The 19,950-nt window shown below is 52.1% G+C and carries 14 protein-coding genes; 6 read left to right on the forward strand and 8 right to left on the reverse strand.

Annotated features, from left to right (window positions below; genetic code table 11):
* Positions 1 to 32: 32 nt before the first annotated feature.
* A complete protein-coding gene (locus tag FIV45_RS18080; RefSeq protein ID WP_099474153.1) occupies positions 33 to 935 on the reverse strand; it encodes a LysR family transcriptional regulator in 903 nt (300 codons plus the stop codon).
* A 128-nt stretch (positions 936 to 1,063) separates the two neighbouring features.
* Here FIV45_RS18080 and FIV45_RS18085 point away from each other — a divergent pair, with 128 nt between their 5' ends.
* Entirely contained in the window at positions 1,064 to 1,666 is a 603-nt protein-coding gene (locus FIV45_RS18085; RefSeq protein ID WP_099474151.1) for a nitroreductase family protein, read from the forward strand.
* Positions 1,667 to 1,798: 132 nt separating this feature from the next.
* On the forward strand, positions 1,799 to 2,044 hold the full coding sequence (locus tag FIV45_RS18090) for a hypothetical protein (RefSeq protein WP_099474149.1): 246 nt from the start codon (positions 1,799 to 1,801) through the stop codon (positions 2,042 to 2,044).
* Positions 2,045 to 2,124: 80 nt separating this feature from the next.
* Here FIV45_RS18090 and FIV45_RS18095 read toward each other — a convergent pair whose 3' ends face one another.
* Complete coding sequence (locus tag FIV45_RS18095; RefSeq protein ID WP_099474147.1) at positions 2,125 to 6,942, reverse strand: NAD-glutamate dehydrogenase; 4,818 nt, start codon at positions 6,940 to 6,942, stop codon at positions 2,125 to 2,127.
* Between the two features lie 110 nt (positions 6,943 to 7,052).
* Positions 7,053 to 8,369: a PAS domain-containing protein gene (locus FIV45_RS18100; RefSeq protein ID WP_133118593.1), complete on the reverse strand. Its 1,317-nt coding sequence runs from the start codon at positions 8,367 to 8,369 to the stop codon at positions 7,053 to 7,055.
* A 431-nt stretch (positions 8,370 to 8,800) separates the two neighbouring features.
* Here FIV45_RS18100 and FIV45_RS18105 point away from each other — a divergent pair, with 431 nt between their 5' ends.
* From FIV45_RS18105 to FIV45_RS18115, 3 genes are read left to right on the forward strand one after another with little or no spacing between them, the layout of a single operon-like run.
* Positions 8,801 to 9,577 (forward strand): cyclase family protein, encoded by a 777-nt coding sequence (locus FIV45_RS18105; protein WP_099474143.1) that lies wholly within the window; start codon positions 8,801 to 8,803, stop codon positions 9,575 to 9,577.
* A gap of 51 nt (positions 9,578 to 9,628) precedes the next feature.
* Positions 9,629 to 11,782, forward strand: coding sequence for a thiamine pyrophosphate-dependent enzyme (locus tag FIV45_RS18110; RefSeq protein WP_099474141.1), 2,154 nt, complete (start codon positions 9,629 to 9,631; stop codon positions 11,780 to 11,782).
* On the forward strand, positions 11,779 to 13,287 hold the full coding sequence (locus tag FIV45_RS18115; protein ID WP_099474139.1) for an indolepyruvate oxidoreductase subunit beta family protein: 1,509 nt from the start codon (positions 11,779 to 11,781) through the stop codon (positions 13,285 to 13,287). Before FIV45_RS18110 ends, FIV45_RS18115 begins: the two co-directional genes overlap by 4 nt.
* A gap of 2 nt (positions 13,288 to 13,289) precedes the next feature.
* Here the strand turns inward: FIV45_RS18115 and feoB are convergent, their stop codons facing one another.
* On the reverse strand, positions 13,290 to 15,155 hold the full coding sequence (feoB, locus tag FIV45_RS18120) for a ferrous iron transport protein B (RefSeq protein ID WP_204844770.1): 1,866 nt from the start codon (positions 15,153 to 15,155) through the stop codon (positions 13,290 to 13,292).
* Positions 15,156 to 15,170: 15 nt separating this feature from the next.
* Positions 15,171 to 15,428: a FeoA family protein gene (locus FIV45_RS18125; protein WP_099474137.1), complete on the reverse strand. Its 258-nt coding sequence runs from the start codon at positions 15,426 to 15,428 to the stop codon at positions 15,171 to 15,173.
* A 200-nt stretch (positions 15,429 to 15,628) separates the two neighbouring features.
* Here FIV45_RS18125 and FIV45_RS18130 point away from each other — a divergent pair, with 200 nt between their 5' ends.
* Positions 15,629 to 16,534 (forward strand): SDR family NAD(P)-dependent oxidoreductase, encoded by a 906-nt coding sequence (locus FIV45_RS18130; RefSeq protein WP_099474136.1) that lies wholly within the window; start codon positions 15,629 to 15,631, stop codon positions 16,532 to 16,534.
* Between the two features lie 52 nt (positions 16,535 to 16,586).
* Here FIV45_RS18130 and FIV45_RS18135 read toward each other — a convergent pair whose 3' ends face one another.
* The 3 genes from FIV45_RS18135 to FIV45_RS18145 are packed head-to-tail and all read right to left on the reverse strand — an operon-like array spanning position 16,587 to position 19,944.
* The gene (locus FIV45_RS18135) at positions 16,587 to 17,876 is read right to left on the reverse strand and encodes a heme biosynthesis protein HemY (protein WP_099474134.1); all 1,290 of its coding nucleotides are present in this window, start codon (positions 17,874 to 17,876) and stop codon (positions 16,587 to 16,589) included.
* The gene (locus tag FIV45_RS18140) at positions 17,873 to 19,222 is read right to left on the reverse strand and encodes a COG4223 family protein (RefSeq protein ID WP_099474132.1); all 1,350 of its coding nucleotides are present in this window, start codon (positions 19,220 to 19,222) and stop codon (positions 17,873 to 17,875) included. The genes FIV45_RS18135 and FIV45_RS18140 overlap by 4 nt, the downstream gene beginning before the upstream one ends.
* Positions 19,219 to 19,944 (reverse strand): uroporphyrinogen-III synthase, encoded by a 726-nt coding sequence (locus FIV45_RS18145; RefSeq protein WP_099474130.1) that lies wholly within the window; start codon positions 19,942 to 19,944, stop codon positions 19,219 to 19,221. The genes FIV45_RS18140 and FIV45_RS18145 overlap by 4 nt, the downstream gene beginning before the upstream one ends.
* Between the last annotated feature and the right edge of the window lie 6 nt (positions 19,945 to 19,950).

Raw genomic sequence — 19,950 nt, forward strand, 5'->3', positions numbered from 1 at the left:
ACTTAGAGCTTTTGGGGGGCTCATTCGTCTTTCTAGCAGTTAAGTGGTGCGAGTTCCGCCACCAGAAAGTCGAGGAACGCGCGTAATGCCGGACGCATATGGCGATCTGGCAGATAGACAGCATAAATCTGGTTGGCGCCCTGGCCGTCAAGGCTGGCGCTCCAGTCGGGCAGTAGCGGCAGCAAGTCGCCACGGCTGATGGCGCGGTGGGACTGCCAACGGGTGGTGACTGTGATACCAAGACCAGCCAGAGCCGCCCGATAGAGGGGGGCGCCCCCCACAGAACGCAGATTCCCAGAGACCGGGACCTTGATCTGCCGAGAGTCCTGGTCAAAATGCCACCAGGTCGTTTTGCGGTTGCGGTCAAAGGTCAGACAGTTGTGATGTCGTAACTTTTCCGGGTTTTCCGGCAGACCGTGTCGGGCGATATAAGCTGGACTGGCGACCAATCGCATGTGATTGGCCATCAGCGGACGCATCTTGAGACTTGAATCCTGTGGTCGCCCGATACGCACCGCGAGATCCACATTTTCTTTGGTCAGGTCGACCATACAATCCTCGGCGTTGAGGGTAAGGCTGACATCGGGAAACTGGTCGAAGAATTTTGGCAGCAGGGGACAAATTGCAAGATTGCCGAAGGTGGAGAAGACAGATACTTTCAGTGCTCCTGTCACCTTTTCGCTTGGGGGGCAGATTTCCTGCCTGGCCTGGTCCAGTTGGGCAAGGCTGTTCTCTGCGTAAGGCGCCAGGGCGAGCCCCGCTTCTGTCGGGTGAATGACATGGGTGGAACGGTTGAGAAGCCGAATGCCGAAATCGGCTTCTAATTTGTCCATTTGCCGGCTGATGCTTGATGGTGATAATCCGGCGGCGCGGCTGACGGCGGAAAAGCTGCCGAGCTCAATCACTTTGAGGAATAAATTTAGTCGATTAATCATGCGCGCCCCTTCAGGAAAAGCTTGTGCATAAAATGCAAAAGCATGTTGGTTAATTTGTGCCTTCCTTAATTTAATGGAAAGACTATCTCTTAAAGTATCCGGTGAAAAGATACAAAAGGAGATTTATCATGGATACATTGACTGCGATGACAGCACGCAGAACGGCTAAACATTTTGACAGCAGTTTCAAGTTGGATGATCAACAGATCGATAGTTTAATGGCTGCGGCCTTGTGTGCGCCAACGTCGTATAATATTCAACATGGTCGGATTGTTCGGATTACAGACAAGGGCGCACGCGCCGCCTTGCGCGTGGCGGCTTTTGACCAGGCGCAGCTTACCGAGGCCAGTGAGGTTTGGGTTATTTGCGGGGATACACAGGCCTGGCGCAAAAATCCGGAGCGTTATTGGCGCACGGCAGACCAGGAAACCCGGAACATTCTTGTGGGGATGTTGACAGAGTTTTATAAAGATAAGCCTGTATTGCAACGTGATGAGGCAATTCGCAGCGGTTCCTTTATGGCGCAGAATATTATGGTGGCCGCGACTTCGTTGGGACTGAATACGGGGCCAATGATCGGGTTTGATGCCGACCAGGTAGCGGAGGTGATCAATTTACCGGAGGATCATGTTATCGCACTGATTTTAGTTATAGGAAAAGCTGTAAAAGAGCCTTGGGCGCGTGGGGGGCAGTTGCCTCCGGATGAAGTTGTTTTAAACGACAGTTTTTAAGCTTCCTGACCAGATGTTTAAAAATGCAGATTCTTGACAAAAGAACGTGCGCTTTGCGGAATGTCCTTTTACATTAGGGGGAAATCGGTTGTCACTCTACTGTGGCCGATAAATTTGAGAAGGCAAAGCGCAATGGGTATTTTGATCTTAATTTTTTTTGGCGGTGTCGTTGGCTATATTGTGTGTAGTCGCGCCGGGGCCATGCGCCTGTCTTTCATGTGGGCGGTTATTTTCGGGCTAGTGTACATGGCCCTGATTTTCATTTTCAGCGATACAGGCTATGCCGAGGTTCTGCGTGTCTTCCCGGCCATTCTTTTGCCGCTGCTTCTGGGGGCCTGGCTTGGGTCGCTCTGGGGGAAGAAAATGTCCAAATATTAAGATGCGATGTTGCCGAGAAAATGCGATGGATAAAAAAAGGGATGAGGTTTTCTCATCCCTTTTTTAGTAAATTTCAGTGATCAGTCGATGATTACATTACGGATTTGCCGTGCGGCAAAGCCCAGTTTTGTTACATTGATCCGGCCGGTTACCTGGAAGTCGGTAATCAGTTTTTGAATGCGGTGGATGGAATTGTCCACTTTCTTTAGCCAGGCTGTTGCTGCTTCGACACTATCGCCGCCTTTTTTGAGGTTTGCCAGGGCTGACCGGGTCAGATTCTTCTGTTGATCAAGCAGGTCGGCGACAACACTGTTGGTGGCCAACCGGTCCCAATGATCTGAAGATTCGACCACCTCTGCTTCAGCGCGCAACCAGTCGAAGCCGATTTTGTCGCCAAGCAGGAAGTAAGCCCGGGCCACGTCCAGAATATCAATATCCATTTCCTGAGCGACCAATACCATATCACATGCCGCCACGGTCAATTCCAGGTTGGCGATATGCGCCGCCAGTTCCCGATCGACATTCTGCTCGCAATACATGGCGATTTTGCAATTAAGGCTGTCGTCCTGTGCGTTGGGCAGTGCTGCGGAACCCTCAAACAGTTTTTCGACACCAGGCCGGAACTGTTCGATGATATCCTTGAGCGGTCGGCTGGTATCGGTATTGTTGAGGAACCAGATGGTTTGTCTGCGGGCAAAGGCCTCGACATCCATTAACATCAGGATCTGTATGGTAGCCGGGGCTTTATAATCCAGACTTTCGATCTGTTCACACAGGGCGGTCAGACTAAAGACTTCCCGGGCAATAATAGACGCGCGGGCGATGTCTGCGGCCATGGCGCCAGTTTCTTCCTTAATTGCCTGGATGCCGCCACGGTTGACAATCTCGTTACAGATTTCCTTGGCGATAATGGCGCGTTTCAGCTGATGCTTTGCAATTTCAGATGCATACCTCGTCTGGAGCTGAATCGGGAAGGCCCGGATCAGATATTTGTCCAGATAGGGATCATCAAGGAAATCGCTGGTCATCAATTCATCATAAAGGCCCATTTTGGCATAAGCCACCAACACGGATATTTCCGGTCGGGTCAGGCCCAGTTCCTTTTCAGTCCGGTCAATCAACTCATCATCGGTCGGTAGGAATTCGAGTTCCCGATCCAGATGGGCTGATTTTTCCAGGTCATCCATAAAGCGGACAAAGCTGTCAAGCTCCCGGATGCTGCTGGCGCGGGCCAGGCTGATGGTCTGGGTTTGTAGATAGTTGTCGTTTAAGACAATTTTACTCACCTCATCAGTCATTTCAACCAGCAAGCTGTCGCGTTGTTGAGAGGTTAACTTCCCATCAACGACCAGAGCATTCAGTAAAATCTTGATATTTACTTCGTTGTCGGAACAATCCACGCCCGCAGAGTTATCAACGGCGTCGGTATTGATCAGTCCACCTTTCAGGGCGTATTCGATCCGGCCTCGCTGGGTGCAGGCCAGGTTTCCGCCCTCGGCAATGACAGTGCAATTGAGTTCGCGACCGTCAACGCGAATGGCGTCATTGGCGCGATCCCCCACCTGGGAGTTATTTTCCTGAGTCGATTTGACATAAGTACCGATGCCGCCAAACCACAACAGGTCAGCATGAGATGTCAGAATGGCTCTCATCACCTCATTTGGCGTTGCGGTTTTTACGCTAGCGTCAAAATGCAGCAAATCCTGCATTTCCGGACTAAGCGGAATGGATTTGGCGCTGCGGGGGAAAATGCCGCCGCCTTTAGACATCAGTTTCTGATTGTAATCCTGCCAGCTGGAGCGGGGCAGATTGAACAGACGTTCGCGCTCCTTATAGCTGGTGGCTGGATCAGGGTTCGGATCAATGAAGATATCACGATGATCAAAGGCTGCGACCAGCTTGACGGCTTTAGAACATAGCAGACCATTGCCGAATACATCGCCGGACATGTCGCCAACACCGGTGACCGTAATGGAGTCCGTCTGGACATTGATGTCGCGTTCCCGGAAGTGGCGCTGAACGGAAACCCAGGCGCCCTTCGCGGTAATGCCCATTTTTTTATGGTCATAGCCCTTGGACCCACCGGAAGCGAAGGCGTCATCAAGCCAGAATCCGTAATCTTGGGCAAGGCCATTGGCGATATCGGAGAATGTTGCGGTACCCTTATCGGCGGCAACCACCAGATAGGGGTCATCGCCATCCCGCCGCACAACATTATCCGGATGTATTATATTCTGGTCTTTCAGGTTATCAGTGATGTCCAACAAGCCTGAAATAAAGGTTTTATAGCAGGTGATGCCCTCTGCCAGAGTTTGTTCCCGATCAGCCCCAACCGGGATTTGTTTCGGCACAAACCCCCCTTTGGCGCCAACTGGCACGATCACGGTGTTTTTCACCTGCTGGGCTTTTACCAGTCCGAGGACTTCGGTTCGGTAATCTTCTTTTCGATCCGACCAGCGTAAGCCGCCGCGTGCGACAGGCCCGGCGCGCAGATGCACCCCTTCGATGCGGGGGCTATAGACAAAGATTTCGGCATATGGCCGTGGTTTTGGGGCCTCTTTGACTTCACGGCTTTTGATTTTGATGGAAATATACGGCTTGTTGGACCCATCTTTATCGGCTTGATAAAAGTTGGTCCGTAACGTGCTGGTGATTACATTAAGGTAACTGCGTAGCATCCGGTCCTGGTCCAAGCTGTCCACCTGTTCCAGATTGGTGCGGATCGACTGTTCCAGCCGCGCGGCTTCGGTTTCCCGATCAAGCCCTTTTGGCAGGACCAGGGAGAAAAAGACTTCGAATAAAGACGACAGGTCCCGCGCGATATCACAGTGCTGGGTAAGCGTGTCCTGCATATAGGTTTCACTGTAGGACAGGCCCAGTTGCCGTAAATATTTACTGTAGATGCGCAGGATCAGAGCCTGACGATAATTCAGGCCGGCGCGCAGCACCAGTTTGTTAAAGCCGTCATTGTCGACCCGTTCAATCCAGACGGCGCGCAGTGTGTTTTCCAGGCGGTCTTTCATTTTTGCCAGATCGAAAGAGTTTTCCGTCTGGTCTTCCATGTAAAAATCATGAATTGTGTGGGTAATGGGGGAGTGGCTTTCTTCCGTCACGACGGTAAAGGCGTTTTCTTCCACGACCCGAAGGCCAAGATTTTCCAGCATCGGCAGACAGTCGCTCAAGGCAATGGTCTGGCGGCTGGTGTAAATTTTCAGACGAATGGCGTGATCAGGGTCTTCCACCAGACGGTAAAAGTTAAACTGGATATTCTGGCTTTCGGGCAGCTGTTCCAGTTTTTCAATGTCGGTTACCGCAAAGCGGGCGTCGAAATGCTCTCGATACGACTCGGAAAATGACTTATGGTAGGTGCGGAACAAGGTTGTGCCGACTTCTTCGCCCCAACGGTCATTCAGAACCTCTTGCAAATGATCCGTCCAGCGCTGAGCCACTTCGTTGAGACGTTTGTTAATGCTGTCGGTGTCCGGGTTCGGCACGTCTCCGGGTTTTGTGCGAATGATAAAATGCCATCGGGCGATCCGTTCATTGCTGAGCTGGGCATAGCGGGAAGAAAGTTCGCCGTTGAAAGCTTCGCATAAAATGGTTTCCACCTTGCCGCGCAATGTTGAATCATAAAGGTCACGAGGAACAAAAACCAGTGCAGAGACATAGCGTTCGAAACGGTCTTTCCGGATAAAGGCACGACAGCGTGGGACGACTTTGAGATGCAGAATGCCCATGGCTGTTTCGAGCAGCTGCTCTTCATCAATCTGGAACAATTCGTCCCGGGGCAGGGTTTCAAGGATATGCATCAATGCCCGGCCATCATGGCTTTCGGCAGAAAAACCAGATTCCGATACCACATGCTGCACTTTTTGATCAAGATAAGGTACCGTTGCCGCCTGTTGGTTATAGGATTGGGCGGTAAACAGGCCAACAAACCGAACCTCGCTGATCGTTGCGCCCTTCTTATCAAATTTTTTGAACCCGATATAATCAAGATGAACCACACGATGAATCAGGGATTTCACGTTGGCCTTTGTGATCAGCATGATCTCGTCCTGGGCCATGAAATCTTCAATTTCAGGTGATGTGGGGACAAGACCTTCGGGGCCTTTCAGGACATATTCGTCTGGCTCGCGCAGCATGCCATAACCTTCGCCCTTGGTTTTATGGGGCGCTTTGCTGTCGTGGAAATACTCCCGGTAGCCGAGAACGGTAAAATTGTCATTCTTCAGCCAGTTAAGGAAATTGACCGCAACGTCTCTTTTTTGTGGGTCAAGAACTGTTTTAGGCAAGGATTTTAGGTTTTTGCCAACATCATCCATTTTGCCCAGCATTACTTTCCAGTCATCAATGGCGGCGCGGACAAAGCCGAGAACCTTACTCAGCTTGGCTTCCAGTTCGGCGATCTGTTCCGGATCCGTCATGGCAGTAATTTCAATATGCATAATGGATTCGGTGACTTCTTTCCCCGCCTTGTCCGTCGTGATATTGCCTTTGGCATCCCGCTTAAAGGTCATGATGGGGTGGACCAGCATATGTAGATCGTTGCCGTCTTCCAGCAGATTGGAAGTTACGGAATCGAGCAGGAATGGCATGTCATCATTGATAATCTGAATGATGGTGTGAGAGGCCGGCCAGCCATGTTCTTCCAGAGTTGGGTTAAATACCCTTATCTTGCATAGGTTCTTATCGCGCTGCTGGGCATATTTCCACAGGGAAAGCGCCGCCGCATACAACTCTTCAATGGGGCGGTTGTTTAGTTCTTCCGGGGCAGCATGCTTGTAAAGATCCTTGATGAATTGGATAAATTCAGCGTTGGGTCCAGACTTTGATCGTTCTACAGCAAAATCTGCAACAACATCAATTCTGAGTTTCTTTTGAGTCCAGCTCGTCACTTTCTCGTCCTTTTAATACTCTCCGTATGGGGAGTGAGTTACTTTAGTCATTATATGAAATGCGCCCCTTTATATGAGGTCTGTCATCACGTTATCGTTTCATTGCCTGATCAGAGATCCCTTATTAGTTTTTTTATAATTGGCCCCAGTATTTTCTTATCCTGGGGCAGAATTTTGACCACATCCATGCGCGTTCCTTCGCGGCGGGTAAGAACCAGACAAAGGTCGTTCCCTTCCTCATTGCCGGTGTCGTCATCTATCAAGACGTCGAAGCTTGCGAGAGGTGGCATGTTTTGAATAATTTTTTTACTTTCTTCATCGGACAGAGCCGTTGGCGTGTTGTTGCCGTCATGGCGACCCTGACGCTCCGCCTGGACACAGCCCTTGATCCCGCCGGGGAAAGTTTCGAGAAATTCCGGCAGATCAGCCCCTGTGAGATTGTGCTTTTGGGCATAGGACAATGTCGCAGCATATTCAGTCAGGCGAGTCTTGTCATAGTCTCGCCCAAAGCATAATTTCAACGCCGGTGTGAAAGGGGCGCGTTTCTGGGCCTTGAGATCTTCTTCCGCCAACAGCTGTCGATAGCTGTCTTTATTGTTTTGGCACAGGTGGTGGAAATCCAGAACAGCGCCGAGAGTTTCATAAAGTGCCTTGCGGGACCGAAGGTCTGCGGGGCTTTGCCCCTGAACCAAGCTCCGGCATTTTTCCAGTTCTTCCCGAAGGTGCGGGAGAGACGCCGGAATTTGATCCGAAGGGGAGACGTCAACAGGGATATCGGGTGCTGAAATATTATCAGGTGCGGTCGGGGAACCTTCTTCTGTTGGCGCGGCCGGAGCCAACGATGCGGTTTCTTCCGCTGGCGTATCAGTTTCGGTCGTCGATTGTGTCGTATTGTCCTGTTCAAACAAGGCCGCTTCGGCAGCGGCTTTTTTCATGTCATCTTCGCTGATCCAGCGAATAGCCCCCAGAATAAAATTAACCTTGATGCCGTCATCACTGAAGGGCAACATGATACCGCGATAGTATATTTTCTGATCATCCAGATTGATAAATTCGGCATCGAACGAGATCGGGCTTTTGTTGCCGAGAACTTCCATGTAATGGTCCGTCAGGCGGCTGAGCAGTGTCCGGCGGGGAATGTCACTGATGGTGGAAAGCGGAATACCTTCGCCAACATCATCCAGCAAAAGTTGTCCAACGACCTGTAATGTTGGCTCTGATTTAGGATCTCTCAGATCAATGAGAACCATGTTATTGCGGTATGGTGCAATATCGGCAGGCGTCAGGGACTTGAGCGGCGGCAGACCACCTTCTTCAACCAACCCGAACCAATATTCATAGAGCTGGAAGGTAATTCTTCGTTCCGGACCATTTGGTTGGTCGGAAGGAGAGTCCGTATGTTCTTCAGGGTCCATTACTTGTGGCATCTTTCAGATGCCTCCCTTCTTTGCCTCTAATTGGTCCTGTCAGGCCGATTCAGATGATTTTCTGAAAATACTCCTACAAGACAACTTTATCCACCCTATAATTAACGATAATTTGTAAATAACGGGTAAACGACAAAATAAAGTGAAATAAGATAGTTTGGGGGAAAAAAGCGATATAATATTTTATCCAGCGTCATGCCGGACGTAGAATAGACTAGCGTAAAAATGCCGTAAAGCATGAACCGAAAGGGGAAAATTATTTTTGAGGCATTTTTATTAGTAATTTGTATTTAAAAAAATTATTTTATGTATATAATAATTTTGTAGAGGCGGATCTCTTTTTCCCCGGGACTGGGGGGCCCGCCGTGAACAAGAGAGGGCGACCTGGTCGCATCAGGACAGAAATTAATCATAAAAGAGAGGCCTTAAATATGACAAATGAAACATTGACCAATCTGGTAAGTGATATGGCGACAGGCGCTATTCGGGTCGTGGACCTGTCAGTACCATTGGACGAAAATACGCAGGTAATCGGGTTGCCGGAGGAATTTGAACAATCTCCGGGATTTAAACTGGAACGTATTTCTCAGTATGATGACAAAGGGCCGGCCTGGTACTGGAACAAGATTTCTTGTGGCGAGCATACTGGGACTCACTTTGATGCACCGGGTCATTGGGTCACGGGCAAGGATTATAATGATGGCTATACCGACACCATTGCTCCGGAAAAATTGATCGCTGCGGCAAATGTAATTGATGTCAGCAAGGAATCCGCCGAAGATGCGGATTATGTTCTTACGGCCGATAAAGTAAAGGCCTGGGAAGCGGAGCACGGCGCGATTGAAGCAGGGACCTGGGTGCTGATGCGGACAGACTGGAGCAAGCGCACCGGTGCAGATTTTCTGAATATTGATGAAAACGGATCGCATTGTCCTGGCCCGTCACCGGATTGTATTGAATATCTGGTAAAAGAACGGGATGTTCTGGGATTTGGCGTGGAAACAGTCGGTACAGATGCGGGTCAGGGCTTTCACTTCGACCCACCGTTGCCGGCTCACACATTGATGCATGGTAATAATAAGCTGGGTCTGGCGTCTTTGACCAATCTGGACCAGCTGCCGCCTAAAGGCGCCGTGATTGTTACGCCGCCCCTTAAAATCGTTAATGGTTCCGGCAGTCCTTTGAGGGTTATTGCATTGGCCCCTTAATGCTGTTGGGCTGGATTTACGACGACCTATTTTAAGAAGAGAGAGTAGACTATGGCAGAGCGTTCCTTCGCCAAAGAGGTAAAAAAGCTGCGTCACGGCGCGGGAGAGGTGTTCCACGGAGAAGGTATTCTCGCGGTCACCAAAGGCTTGTTGCAATCTGGTGTCGCCTATGTGGGCGGATACCAGGGCGCGCCGGTCTCTCATCTTATGGATGTGTTGGCGGATTCTCAGGAAATCTTATCCGAACTGGGAGTGCATTTTGAAGCCAATGGCAGTGAAGCCACCGCGGCAGCGATGCTTTCGGCCTCCATCAGTTATCCTCTGCGCGGAGCCGTGACGTGGAAATCCACTGTGGGCACCAATGTGGCGTCTGATGCCTTGTCAAATCTGGCGTCTGCCGGGGTGATTGGCGGTACAGTGATTATCATCGGGGAGGATTATGGTGAGGGGGCCAGCATTATGCAGGAACGCTCCCATGCCTTCGCCATGAAATCTCAAATGTGGCTGATCAATCCAAGACCGAACCTGCCCAAGATGGTTGATATGCTGGAAAAAAGTTTCCAGTTGTCCGAGGCCAGTAATACGCCACTGTTCTTTCAGATGCGTATTCGGGCCTGTCATCTGCATGGTCAGTTCGAAACCAAGGATAACCTTAAACCGGCCTTTACCGTCAGAGATGCTTTGGAGAACCCTATTCGGGAGGCGGATAAGATCATTCTGCCGCCGTTTACCTTTCTGCAGGAAAAGCAAAAGATTGAAAAGCGTTGGCCTGCGGCGGTCGATTTTATCAAAGAGCACAATCTCAATGAATTATTTGACGGGCCGGAAAAGGATATCGGAATTATCTTTGAGGGTGGCCTGTACAATGTCGTAATCCGGGCACTACAGATGCTGGGTCTTGCTGACAGCCTCGGGGATACCCAGATACCGCTTTATGTTATGAATGTGACCTATCCGTTGATTGATGATCAGCTTGTCGTGTTTGCTCAGGATAAGAAAGCCATTTTGATGGTGGAGGAAGGTCAGCCAAATTATATCGAGCAATCGCTTAATAAAATTTTCAATGATGCAAACCTTACCTGCAAAATATCGGGCAAGGATGTTCTGCCGGTTTCTGGCGAGTATACCGGGCAGGTGATGAAGGATGGCCTGAAGAATTTTCTGGCCAAATATCGCCCCGACCTGGTGAAGTTTGACGAATTGGATGCGTCCGTAAGTGCGTTGGCTGATCTGAAGATCAGTGCGGATGCCCTTGATAAAGCGATACCGGCCCGCCCGCCAGGATTATGTACCGGTTGTCCCGAGCGCCCCTTCTTTTCGGCAATCAAGATGCTGGAGAAAGACTATGGCGAAATTCATATTTCAGCAGATATTGGGTGTAATTCATTTGGCACGCTACCTCCGTTTCAGATTGGCAATACGATCATGGGGTACGGACTCGGGGCGGCCAGCAGCTCGGCCTTCAGTTCCGTGCGCGGCAAACGAGCCATTTCCATTATGGGGGATGGTGGGTTCTGGCACAATGGCCTGACCAGCGGGATTGGCAGTGCGGTATATAACAACAGTGACAATGTCTTTATTATTGTTGATAATGGCTATGCGGCCGCGACCGGCGGGCAATATATCCCCTCCTCCGCCAAAAGCCTGAAAGAAGACGAACGCAAAGCCCGCATACAGGAAGCGGTGCAGGGCGTTGGTGTGAAATGGGTGCGCACCATCAACAGCTATGACATTGCCGATGTCAAGGCGTTGGTGCATGAAGCCATGACGTCACATTTTATTGGCCCCAAGGTTATTGTAATTGAAGGCGAATGCATGCTCAACCGCCAACGTCGGGAAAAACCGATCAAGGCGCAAAATATCAAATCGGGTAAGCGTGAGATCAAAGAACGTTTTTATGTGGAAAGTGAAACCTGTACAGGGGATCACGCCTGCATCCGTCTGTCCGGTTGCCCTTCCCTGACCATTAAACCCAATCCGGATGTGCTGCGGGAAGACCCGGTGGCTTATGTCGACAACAGTTGCGTCGGCTGCGGGGTATGCGGTGAAAATTCTCATGCGGCGGTGCTCTGTCCGTCCTTTTCCCGCGCCGAACTGATCTTTAATCCCACAGGATGGGACAAATTTAAGCACGGCCTGCGTCAGAGCGTTATTGGCTACTTGCAAAAACGCGCCGATCGTCAGCGCGGGAGAATATCCTTATGAGTACTTCCCTGATCACAAAAAATGATATTAACCGACCGATCACCATCGTTATCTCGGCCCTTGGCGGGCAGGGAGGCGGGGTATTGACCAACTGGCTGGTGAGTCTAGCAGAACAACAGGGATATTTCGCGCAGTCGACATCGGTTCCCGGTGTCGCGCAGAGAACCGGGGCGACCATCTATTATTTGGAAATGTTTCCAAAATCTGCAGTAAAGGATAACGGGACACCGCCGATCATGGCGTTGATGCCCCTGTCCGGCGATGTCGACCTGGTGGTTGCGGCGGAACTGATGGAAGCTGGTCGCGCAGTGCAACGTCAGTTTGTCACGCCGAACAAGACGACACTCGTTGCCTCCACACACCGTGTTTTCTCCATAGCCGAGAAGATGGCCATGGGGGATGGGACCGGTGACAGTGAAACAGTTTTGCGGGCCGCAGAAGAAGCCGCGCAAAATTTCATCGCCTTTGATATGGAAAGCCTTGCGGCTGAGACGGGGTGTGTTATCAGTTCGATCCTGTTTGGCGCCATTGCCGGTGCCGGAGTATTGCCGTTCGGCCGGGAAAGTTTTGAAGAAGCCATCCGGGCCGAAGGTAAAATGGTTGATATTAACCTTAAAGGCTTTGCCGCAGGCTTTGCGGCGGCTGAAAGTCCTTATCAGGAAGAAATCGCCCTGCCTCCGGTGGCAGGAGAGATTACCGGTAATCCAAATGGCCCGGAAGCGCAGGCAAGAATCGACAGAATTAATCGGTTGCCGGATGCGGCGCGGGAATTTGCCTATGCCGGGGCCCAGAAGTTGCTCGATTATCAGGATCTGGATTATGTCGATGACTATCTGGATACATTGGAGGAAATCGCCGCACAGGATCAGGCTCCCTTTGATCTTAGTCGCGAACTCGCCCGGTATCTGGCCTTGTGGATGGCCTTTGATGATACGATCAAGGTTGCGGATATTAAAACCAGGTCAGAACGGGTGCGTAAATACCGCGCGGAGGTGCGGGCCAAGGATGATCAGATCGTTAATATGGTCGAATTCATGCACCCGCGACTGGAAGAAATCGTTGGCAGTCTGCCGATAGGGTTAGCGCGCCGGGTAGAGAAGTCCCCCCTGCTGACTCGCCTGTTCGAGAAATTTACAGGCCCCCGGCTTATGGACACCACGAAATTATCTTCTTTCCTGATGCTGTATTTTATGGCGTCCTTGCGGCGTATTCGGCGTAAAACATTGCGCTTTCATCAGGAACATGCGGCGATTGACGGGTGGCTTGACCGTGTCCGGCGGGCGCTTTCTCAAGATAACGCCCTGGCGGTGGAACTGGTGCGATGTCAGCGGTTAATCAAGGGGTATGGTGATACGCATGAGCGCGGTATGCGGAATTTTAATGCGATCATGTCTGTATTTGACCAGAGCGGTGGAAAGCTGCAGGCCGCACGTGTCTCTGTCCTGCGGGATGCGGCGTTGGCGGATGAAGAAGGCGAAACGTTGAAAAAAGAACTGGCGGCGTAAGGTTACGCCATCAGGTAAATAGCTGTTTTATTGACAATCATCGCCGCCACATACGCCAGTGTGAAAAGATATCCTGTCAGGAAGGCGGTCCAGCCCCAGCTGTTGGTTTCCCGTCGCGCCGTCGCGAGCGTGGCAAAGCATTGCGGGGCGAAGATATACCAGGTGAGGAACGCCAATGCTGTCGGCAGTGACCAGCTGTTTTGCAGCACGGTGTGTAGTCCCTGTTCAATTTGCTCTTCATCGCCTTGAAGGGCATAGACGGTACCAAGGGCGCCGACGGCGACTTCGCGCGCCGCCATTCCAGGGATCAGGGCAATAGACATTTCCCAGTTAAACCCGAGAGGTTCAAAAACTTTTTGTAGGTACCGCCCTAAAATGCCGGCAAAACTGTAGTAAATGTCCGGATCGGTACCGCCGATCGGTTTTTTCGGATATTGCGCCAAGGCCCACAAACCAATGGCGGAATACAGGATTATTGTACCGGCGCGCCGCAGGAAGGCCTTGGCTCGTTCCCACAGATTGATCAACAGATGTTTTAACACCGGGAGCTGGTATTTTGGCAGCTCCATCAGGAATGGCTGTGGCACCCCTTTAGTCAGGGTCAATTTCAAAATGGCGGCCACGATCAGGGCGCTGATGATTCCGGCGAGATACAGGCCGAAAAATACCACGCCCTGAAGCCCAAACAACCCATAAAAAACTTTGTCATTGGGGATGAAGGCGGCGATGATCAAGGTATAGACTGGCAAACGCGCAGAACAGGTCATCAGCGGTGCAATCATGATCGTCGTGATCCGGTCCCGATGATGTTCGATGGTCCGGGTAGCCATGATACCGGGTATGGCGCAGGCGAAGCTGGACAATAACGGGATAAATGCACGCCCATTCAGTCCAACCTTGGCCATGAGCCGATCCATTATAAAAGCTGCCCGGGCCATATAGCCGGTGGCTTCCAGAATAAGAATGAAGGTAAACAGAATCAAAATTTGTGGCAGGAACACCACCACACTGCCCACCCCGGCGATAATCCCGTCTGTCAGGAGAGAACGGAACCAGTTGTCGGGCAGAATATCGACCAACAGCCCCTGGAGAGAACCGAATGCGCCGTCAATCAGTTCCATGGGCGCTTCCGCCCAGGCGAAAACGGATTGGAACATGACAAAAAGAATGGTGAAGAAAATGGCAAAGCCAAGGACCGGGTGCAGGAATATATTGTCCAGACGCCGGGTCACCTTGTGATGTTCCCCTTCACTGATTACCGCCTGATCGGCAAGGCTCCGGGCTTGTTTTTGCAGGTCGCGTGTGGCCGGCGCATCAATCGCATCCCGGGCTTCCGGCAGGTCCCGAATAATGGTTTGTATTTCCTTTTTCAAATCATTCAGGCTGCTCTTCCGTACCGCGATGGTGGTGACCACCGGGATGCTCAATTCCCGGGACAGAATTTCCGGGTCGATTTCTATGCCGTCACGCTCGGCCATATCATGCATGTTGAGGGCGAGGATAACCGGCAGACCAAGATGTTTCAGTTCCAACACCAGCCGCAAATGTACCCGTAAGTTGGTGCTGTCAGCGACGCAAAGCAGCAGGTCCGGCCGCGCTTCTGTGGCATGCGTCCCTGTGATCACCTGACGGCTGACCTTTTCGTCCAATGTCCGGTCTTTCAAGCTGTAAATGCCCGGCAGATCCACCAGGGTCACCGTTTCACCTGTGTCAGCCGTATAGGTCCCGCTACGCTTTTCTACGGTAACGCCCGGATAGTTGGCGACTTTCTGACGACTGCCGGTGAGCGTATTAAACAGCGAACTCTTGCCACAATTTGGGCTGCCGACGAGGGCGATTTTGGGATTGGTCATTTCTTTGGAACTCATTCAGGCTGTACTTCTTTAACGCGAAATAATAACGGCGTCGGCTTCCATGCGGCGCAACGCGATGGTTGTGCGCCCGATGCGTACCGCCATGGGGTCGCGGGAAACAGGTCCTTCGTGCAGGACCTTGATGTCGAGGCCTTCTTCAAAACCGACTTCGAGCAGGCGGTCTTCCAGGTCCCGGGCAAATTCGACATCCTTACAGCGGTCGGCGGAAAAGCCGACAACCGTGGCCAGGTCATTTTTGCGTAAATCACTTAAGTATTGTGCGGTCATTTTTAAAGTCTACTTGCAGTCAATAATAATTATTAACTTAGATGTACATGATTTAAACGAGTTTGGGAATGCACGATTTGGTTATTTTGACGAATTTATGATTTAAATAGTGTGTTTTTATGATAAAACGAACAAATATCAAACGCTCGTATGAATTTTGGATGCGGCGGGGTCATTTTTACCACGGGAGAAGTTTTCTTATGTCATTTGATTTTACAGGACAAGTCGCCATTATTACCGGGGCAGGAGGCGGGCTGGGTCGGGCGCATGCTCTGGCTTTTGCGGCACGTGGCGCCAAAGTGGTTATCAATGACCTCGGGGGCGCGCGGGATGGGGATGGCGCATCTCTGTCAGCAGCCGAACAGGTGGTGAAGGAGATCACGGATCGCGGCGGCGAGGCAATTGCCAATGGCGGCAATGTGACGTCAGAGGACGATATGCAGGCTTTGGTGAGCCAGACGCTTTCGGCCTTTGGGCGTCTTGACATTCTGGTCAATAACGCTGGAATTCTAAGAGATAAGACTTTCAGTAAAATGTCCCTTGATGATTTCAGGAAAGTTCTGGAGGTACATTTGATGGGCAGCGTGATCGCCACACGTGCGGTATTGCCCACTATGCAAAAACAGGAATATGGGCGTATTGTAATGACGACTTCATCCAGTGGGCTTTATGGTAATTTTGGCCAGAGCAATTATGGGGCGGCAAAACTGGCTTTGGTCGGGCTGGCCAATACCTTGAAACTCGAGTTTTCAAAATTCAACATTCGTGTCAATGCGCTGGCGCCGGTGGCCGCGACTCGGATGACGGATGATATAATGCCGCCGCAAATGCTCGATTTTCTTACGCCGGAATCAGTGTCGCCAGCCGTGCTGTATCTGTGCGGCGCGGCGGCGCCAAACGGTGAAATTATTACGGCAGGGGCCGGGACCTTTGCCCGGGCGAAAATTATGGAGAGCAAGGGGCTGTATCTTGGCCCTGACGCCACCCCGGAGCAGATCGCGGCTCAGTGGGATGTGTTGGCGGACCTTAAAACTGCGGAAAGCTTTGATCAGGGGTCGAACCAGAGCCAGAAATTCGTCGTTAACGCCTTTGAAAACAAACCATAACGAAGCAGGGTTAAAAGATTACCTGACGGTGATTGTTGTATTGGCGAACGTTCTATGCTCGTTGTGTTTTTTGTGAACCCCATTCAATCTTGCCGAATTTGCCGCAGTCTGGGCAACTGGCCGCGAAGGTGGCTTGCGGACGATGGCAAGCCTGACACTGCCAGACCGGATCGGCCGGAGCCGTACCGGCCTTGGCGAGATAAACCTCAGCTGCGGCGTCATCCTGACGCTGCTGCCGCTCCAGTTGCGCCAGAAGGTGATAGGTTGCCCTTGTTGCCGTTTGATTCTGTATGATGGGATCGAGAGCCTGTTTGGCCTCTTGCCAATGCTGTGCCGCCAGGGCGGTTTGGGCCAGCAGATGGCGGCTGTGCAGTGCGTTGGGGTTAAGCTGGGTAAATTTCTGGACCCTGCGAAATCTTTCACTGGGATTTTCCATTGGTTCCAATTCGAGGAAAAGCTGCCCCAGATCAGGATGGGGGGCAATTTTCCAAGTATTTTCAAGCAGTTTGCGGGCGGCTGATTTGTCGTCATGAGCGAGATGGTGCCGAACAAGGAATGCGGCAGCCGGAATAAAGCCGGGCTCCTGTTTCAGGGCTTCTTTCGTCAGGTCGCGAGCCTGGGTTTTCTGTCCAGCCAGATCGGCCTCGACAGCCTGGCGATAACAGATCACGGCGGTAAGGTGCTTTTGCGTCTGGGCCTCAATGAGCTTGGTTTTCGCAAGCGCCGTAAGGCTGGCGCGTGCGTCTGCCCATTGCTCCCGGTCGATCAGGAGTTCGAAGCGCTGCCGGGCGATCCGCGGGTTTTTCGGGCTGATTTCAAGCATTTCATCAAGCAGGGTTTGTGCATCCTTAAGGCGGTTTTCAATGCGGGCTTGCTTGACTTCGCTGACCAGGGCAAGCATCCTTGACTCGGGGGTCTGTCTTAAGGCCTTGATCACATCGCTTCGGTCCTTGTCGGGACTCGCGGCGAGCAACAGGCGCAAGGGCGCCCGATCTCCGTTCAGCAGGCTTTGCGCCTTTTGGGCATGCTTGATGGCGGAGGCAGTATCTTCGACCGCGAGGGCGGACCACCCCAGGTCCATTTCGCGCAGGCCCTTCTGCCGCCTGCTTTCCAGCCGTTTCGGGCTTTTCAATGGGTTATCGGTGCGAAACCAGCGATAGAGTTTGAACAGGGCCCAGCAGGCCAGGGTGTAACCAAGCGCCAAGGCCGAGAAAACGGCCATAGACAGGCGGATCTCCCAATCTTGCCAAGTGATATGCAGGTTGCCGGGATGTTCAGCAAGCCAGACGGCGCCAACGGCGAGCAGAATGGCGAGGGTGATATAAAGGCTGAGGCGGATCATGAAGATGTCTCCTCAGATAACTTTTGCCCGGTGGGCACGTCGGGGGTCTCTGTGGCGGGGTCTTTCGGCGTATCCGTCAGATAGTAGCTGGCGGCGAGACGCGTGAGGCGTGCGATTTCCTGTTCGGCCTGCAGGCGAGTCTGCGCCTGTGACTGCCAATCCACCAGTAGTGGCTGCAGGTTTTGGGGCAATTCCCGGGACAGGGTCACCGCTTCGGAGAGGGCGCCATGAGCGAGATGTTTCTGAATGGCGCTCACCTGTTGATCAAGCGAGACGGCGCCTTCTGGCGTGGTTTTGCGGATCATGATCAAGCCAGTCACGCTGTGATAGGCTCTTTTCCACCAAGGGTCATCCGCATGATGATCGGCGTTGCGGATCAGAACCGGGATCAGGGCGTCAAAATTTTCCGTTACTGAGGCCGCAGAAGGGATGCCGTCTTGATGTTGGCTGAGCCAACCGAGGCTGTCGCTGAGACCGCTGTTGAAGGTGAAGGATCCCTTTTCGGTGAGGTTGCTGACATCGCTGAGTTCGTCGGCAAAAGCCTGCCCGCTGGAGATCTGATGGCGCAACGCGCCGATGCGGAAGGCGAGTAATGCACCACTTGTATCGCGGGCCGCATAGTTCTCGACGTGTTGCAGACGGCTGTCTAATTGGGTCAACTTGGCGTTCTGGGTCGCGTTGGCCTCAATCAGTTCACGCCGTTCGAGGCGTGCTGTCTGGGCATCGGCCAGCCCCTTGCTCAGAGGGATGAAGGAGGATTCAAGCTGGCTCATACGGCCCATCAGCATATCAATCCGGGCGGCCTGGGCTTTGTCTTCTGTCGTGTTCTGCGGGGGGGTGTCGGCAAGTAAACGGGCCTTTTCCAGGTTTTCGACCCGCGCCAGAATGTCGGGATAGGCCATGGCGGCGTCTTCACCGCCGGGGCGTTGTTCAAGGGCAGTAAGGCGGGAGTTCTGGGCAGCAGTGGCGTTTTTCAACGTTTCAAGGGCTTGAGTTTGTTGTGCCAGACGATTTTTTAGATCCTGAATATCTTGGCGAAGGTGCACAACATCAGGTGTATGATCCGATCCGATCCATTGTGCCACGATGGGCAAACGGTCACTTATTTTTGGCAGAAAATAAAGGTCGGCGCCGACCCCGAACAGGAATATGATCAAGACCATCAGAGCCCGCAATGACCAGTTTGGTTTTGTTTTCCCCGAAGATTGGGAGGGAGATTGGGAGGTAGTGGGCTTGGCAGGGTCTTTTGCGGATTTATCCTGTGCCGCCTGGCGTTCCGACATGATTTGCTTGGCGGTTTTGTCCTGTTTTTCTGACGTATCGGATGGAGTTTTGTTGTCGGTCATTGCCGCGGTCCCTCTATGGTTATGTCGATCAGCCGGAACAGACTCTTTTGATCCGGTGCGGGGGCTGTTTGTATGTTCTGCCAATCAAGGCAGCTTATCACATCTGCTATGGCAGAACTAAGACAAAGCGCCGTGACGTTGCGCAAAAGATCTGCCTGGCCGACAGCGCGGGCGAGTTCCACAAAAGTCCGGGCGGTGCGGGGGGAATAAAAAGGCATATGACTTATGCGGCCTGTGCGGAGATTATCCAGTGCCTCCGGGGAGAGTGTTGTGGATTTTATTGCTTGATAGAGTTTTTCGGTTGTCACCTGAAAACCGGCGGCGGTCAGCTGCCCTTTGAGGTCGCCGGCCTGGTGTTTGCCTGAAATATGTAACAAGGGGCCGGCGTTCGGGTCAAGTCTGGTTCTTGCCAATTCCGTCAGGCGGTCCACATCGCCACCGGCGGCAGTGACGTTCTGGAACCCGGCGTCGCGGGCTTCTGAAGCGGTTGCGTCTCCTACCGCGAGGCAGGGCAAATCAGGGGCCTTGTGAGCGGCGCTAAAAGCCCGGACGCCGTTGGCGCTGGTAAAGAGCACCGCCTGAAAGTTGTCTAGAGTTATTTTTTTGTCCGACAGATAATCAATTCGCAGCAGGGGCGCGCAGCTGACCTGATGACCCAAAGCGGTGAGCTGAGCTTTGAGCCGGTCACTGTCTTGTTGGGGGCGGGTCAGCAGGAAATGCATGGCGTG

It is taken from the genome of Paremcibacter congregatus (genome assembly GCF_006385135.1).
In the GTDB taxonomy this organism is placed as follows: domain Bacteria; phylum Pseudomonadota; class Alphaproteobacteria; order Sphingomonadales; family Emcibacteraceae; genus Paremcibacter; species Paremcibacter congregatus.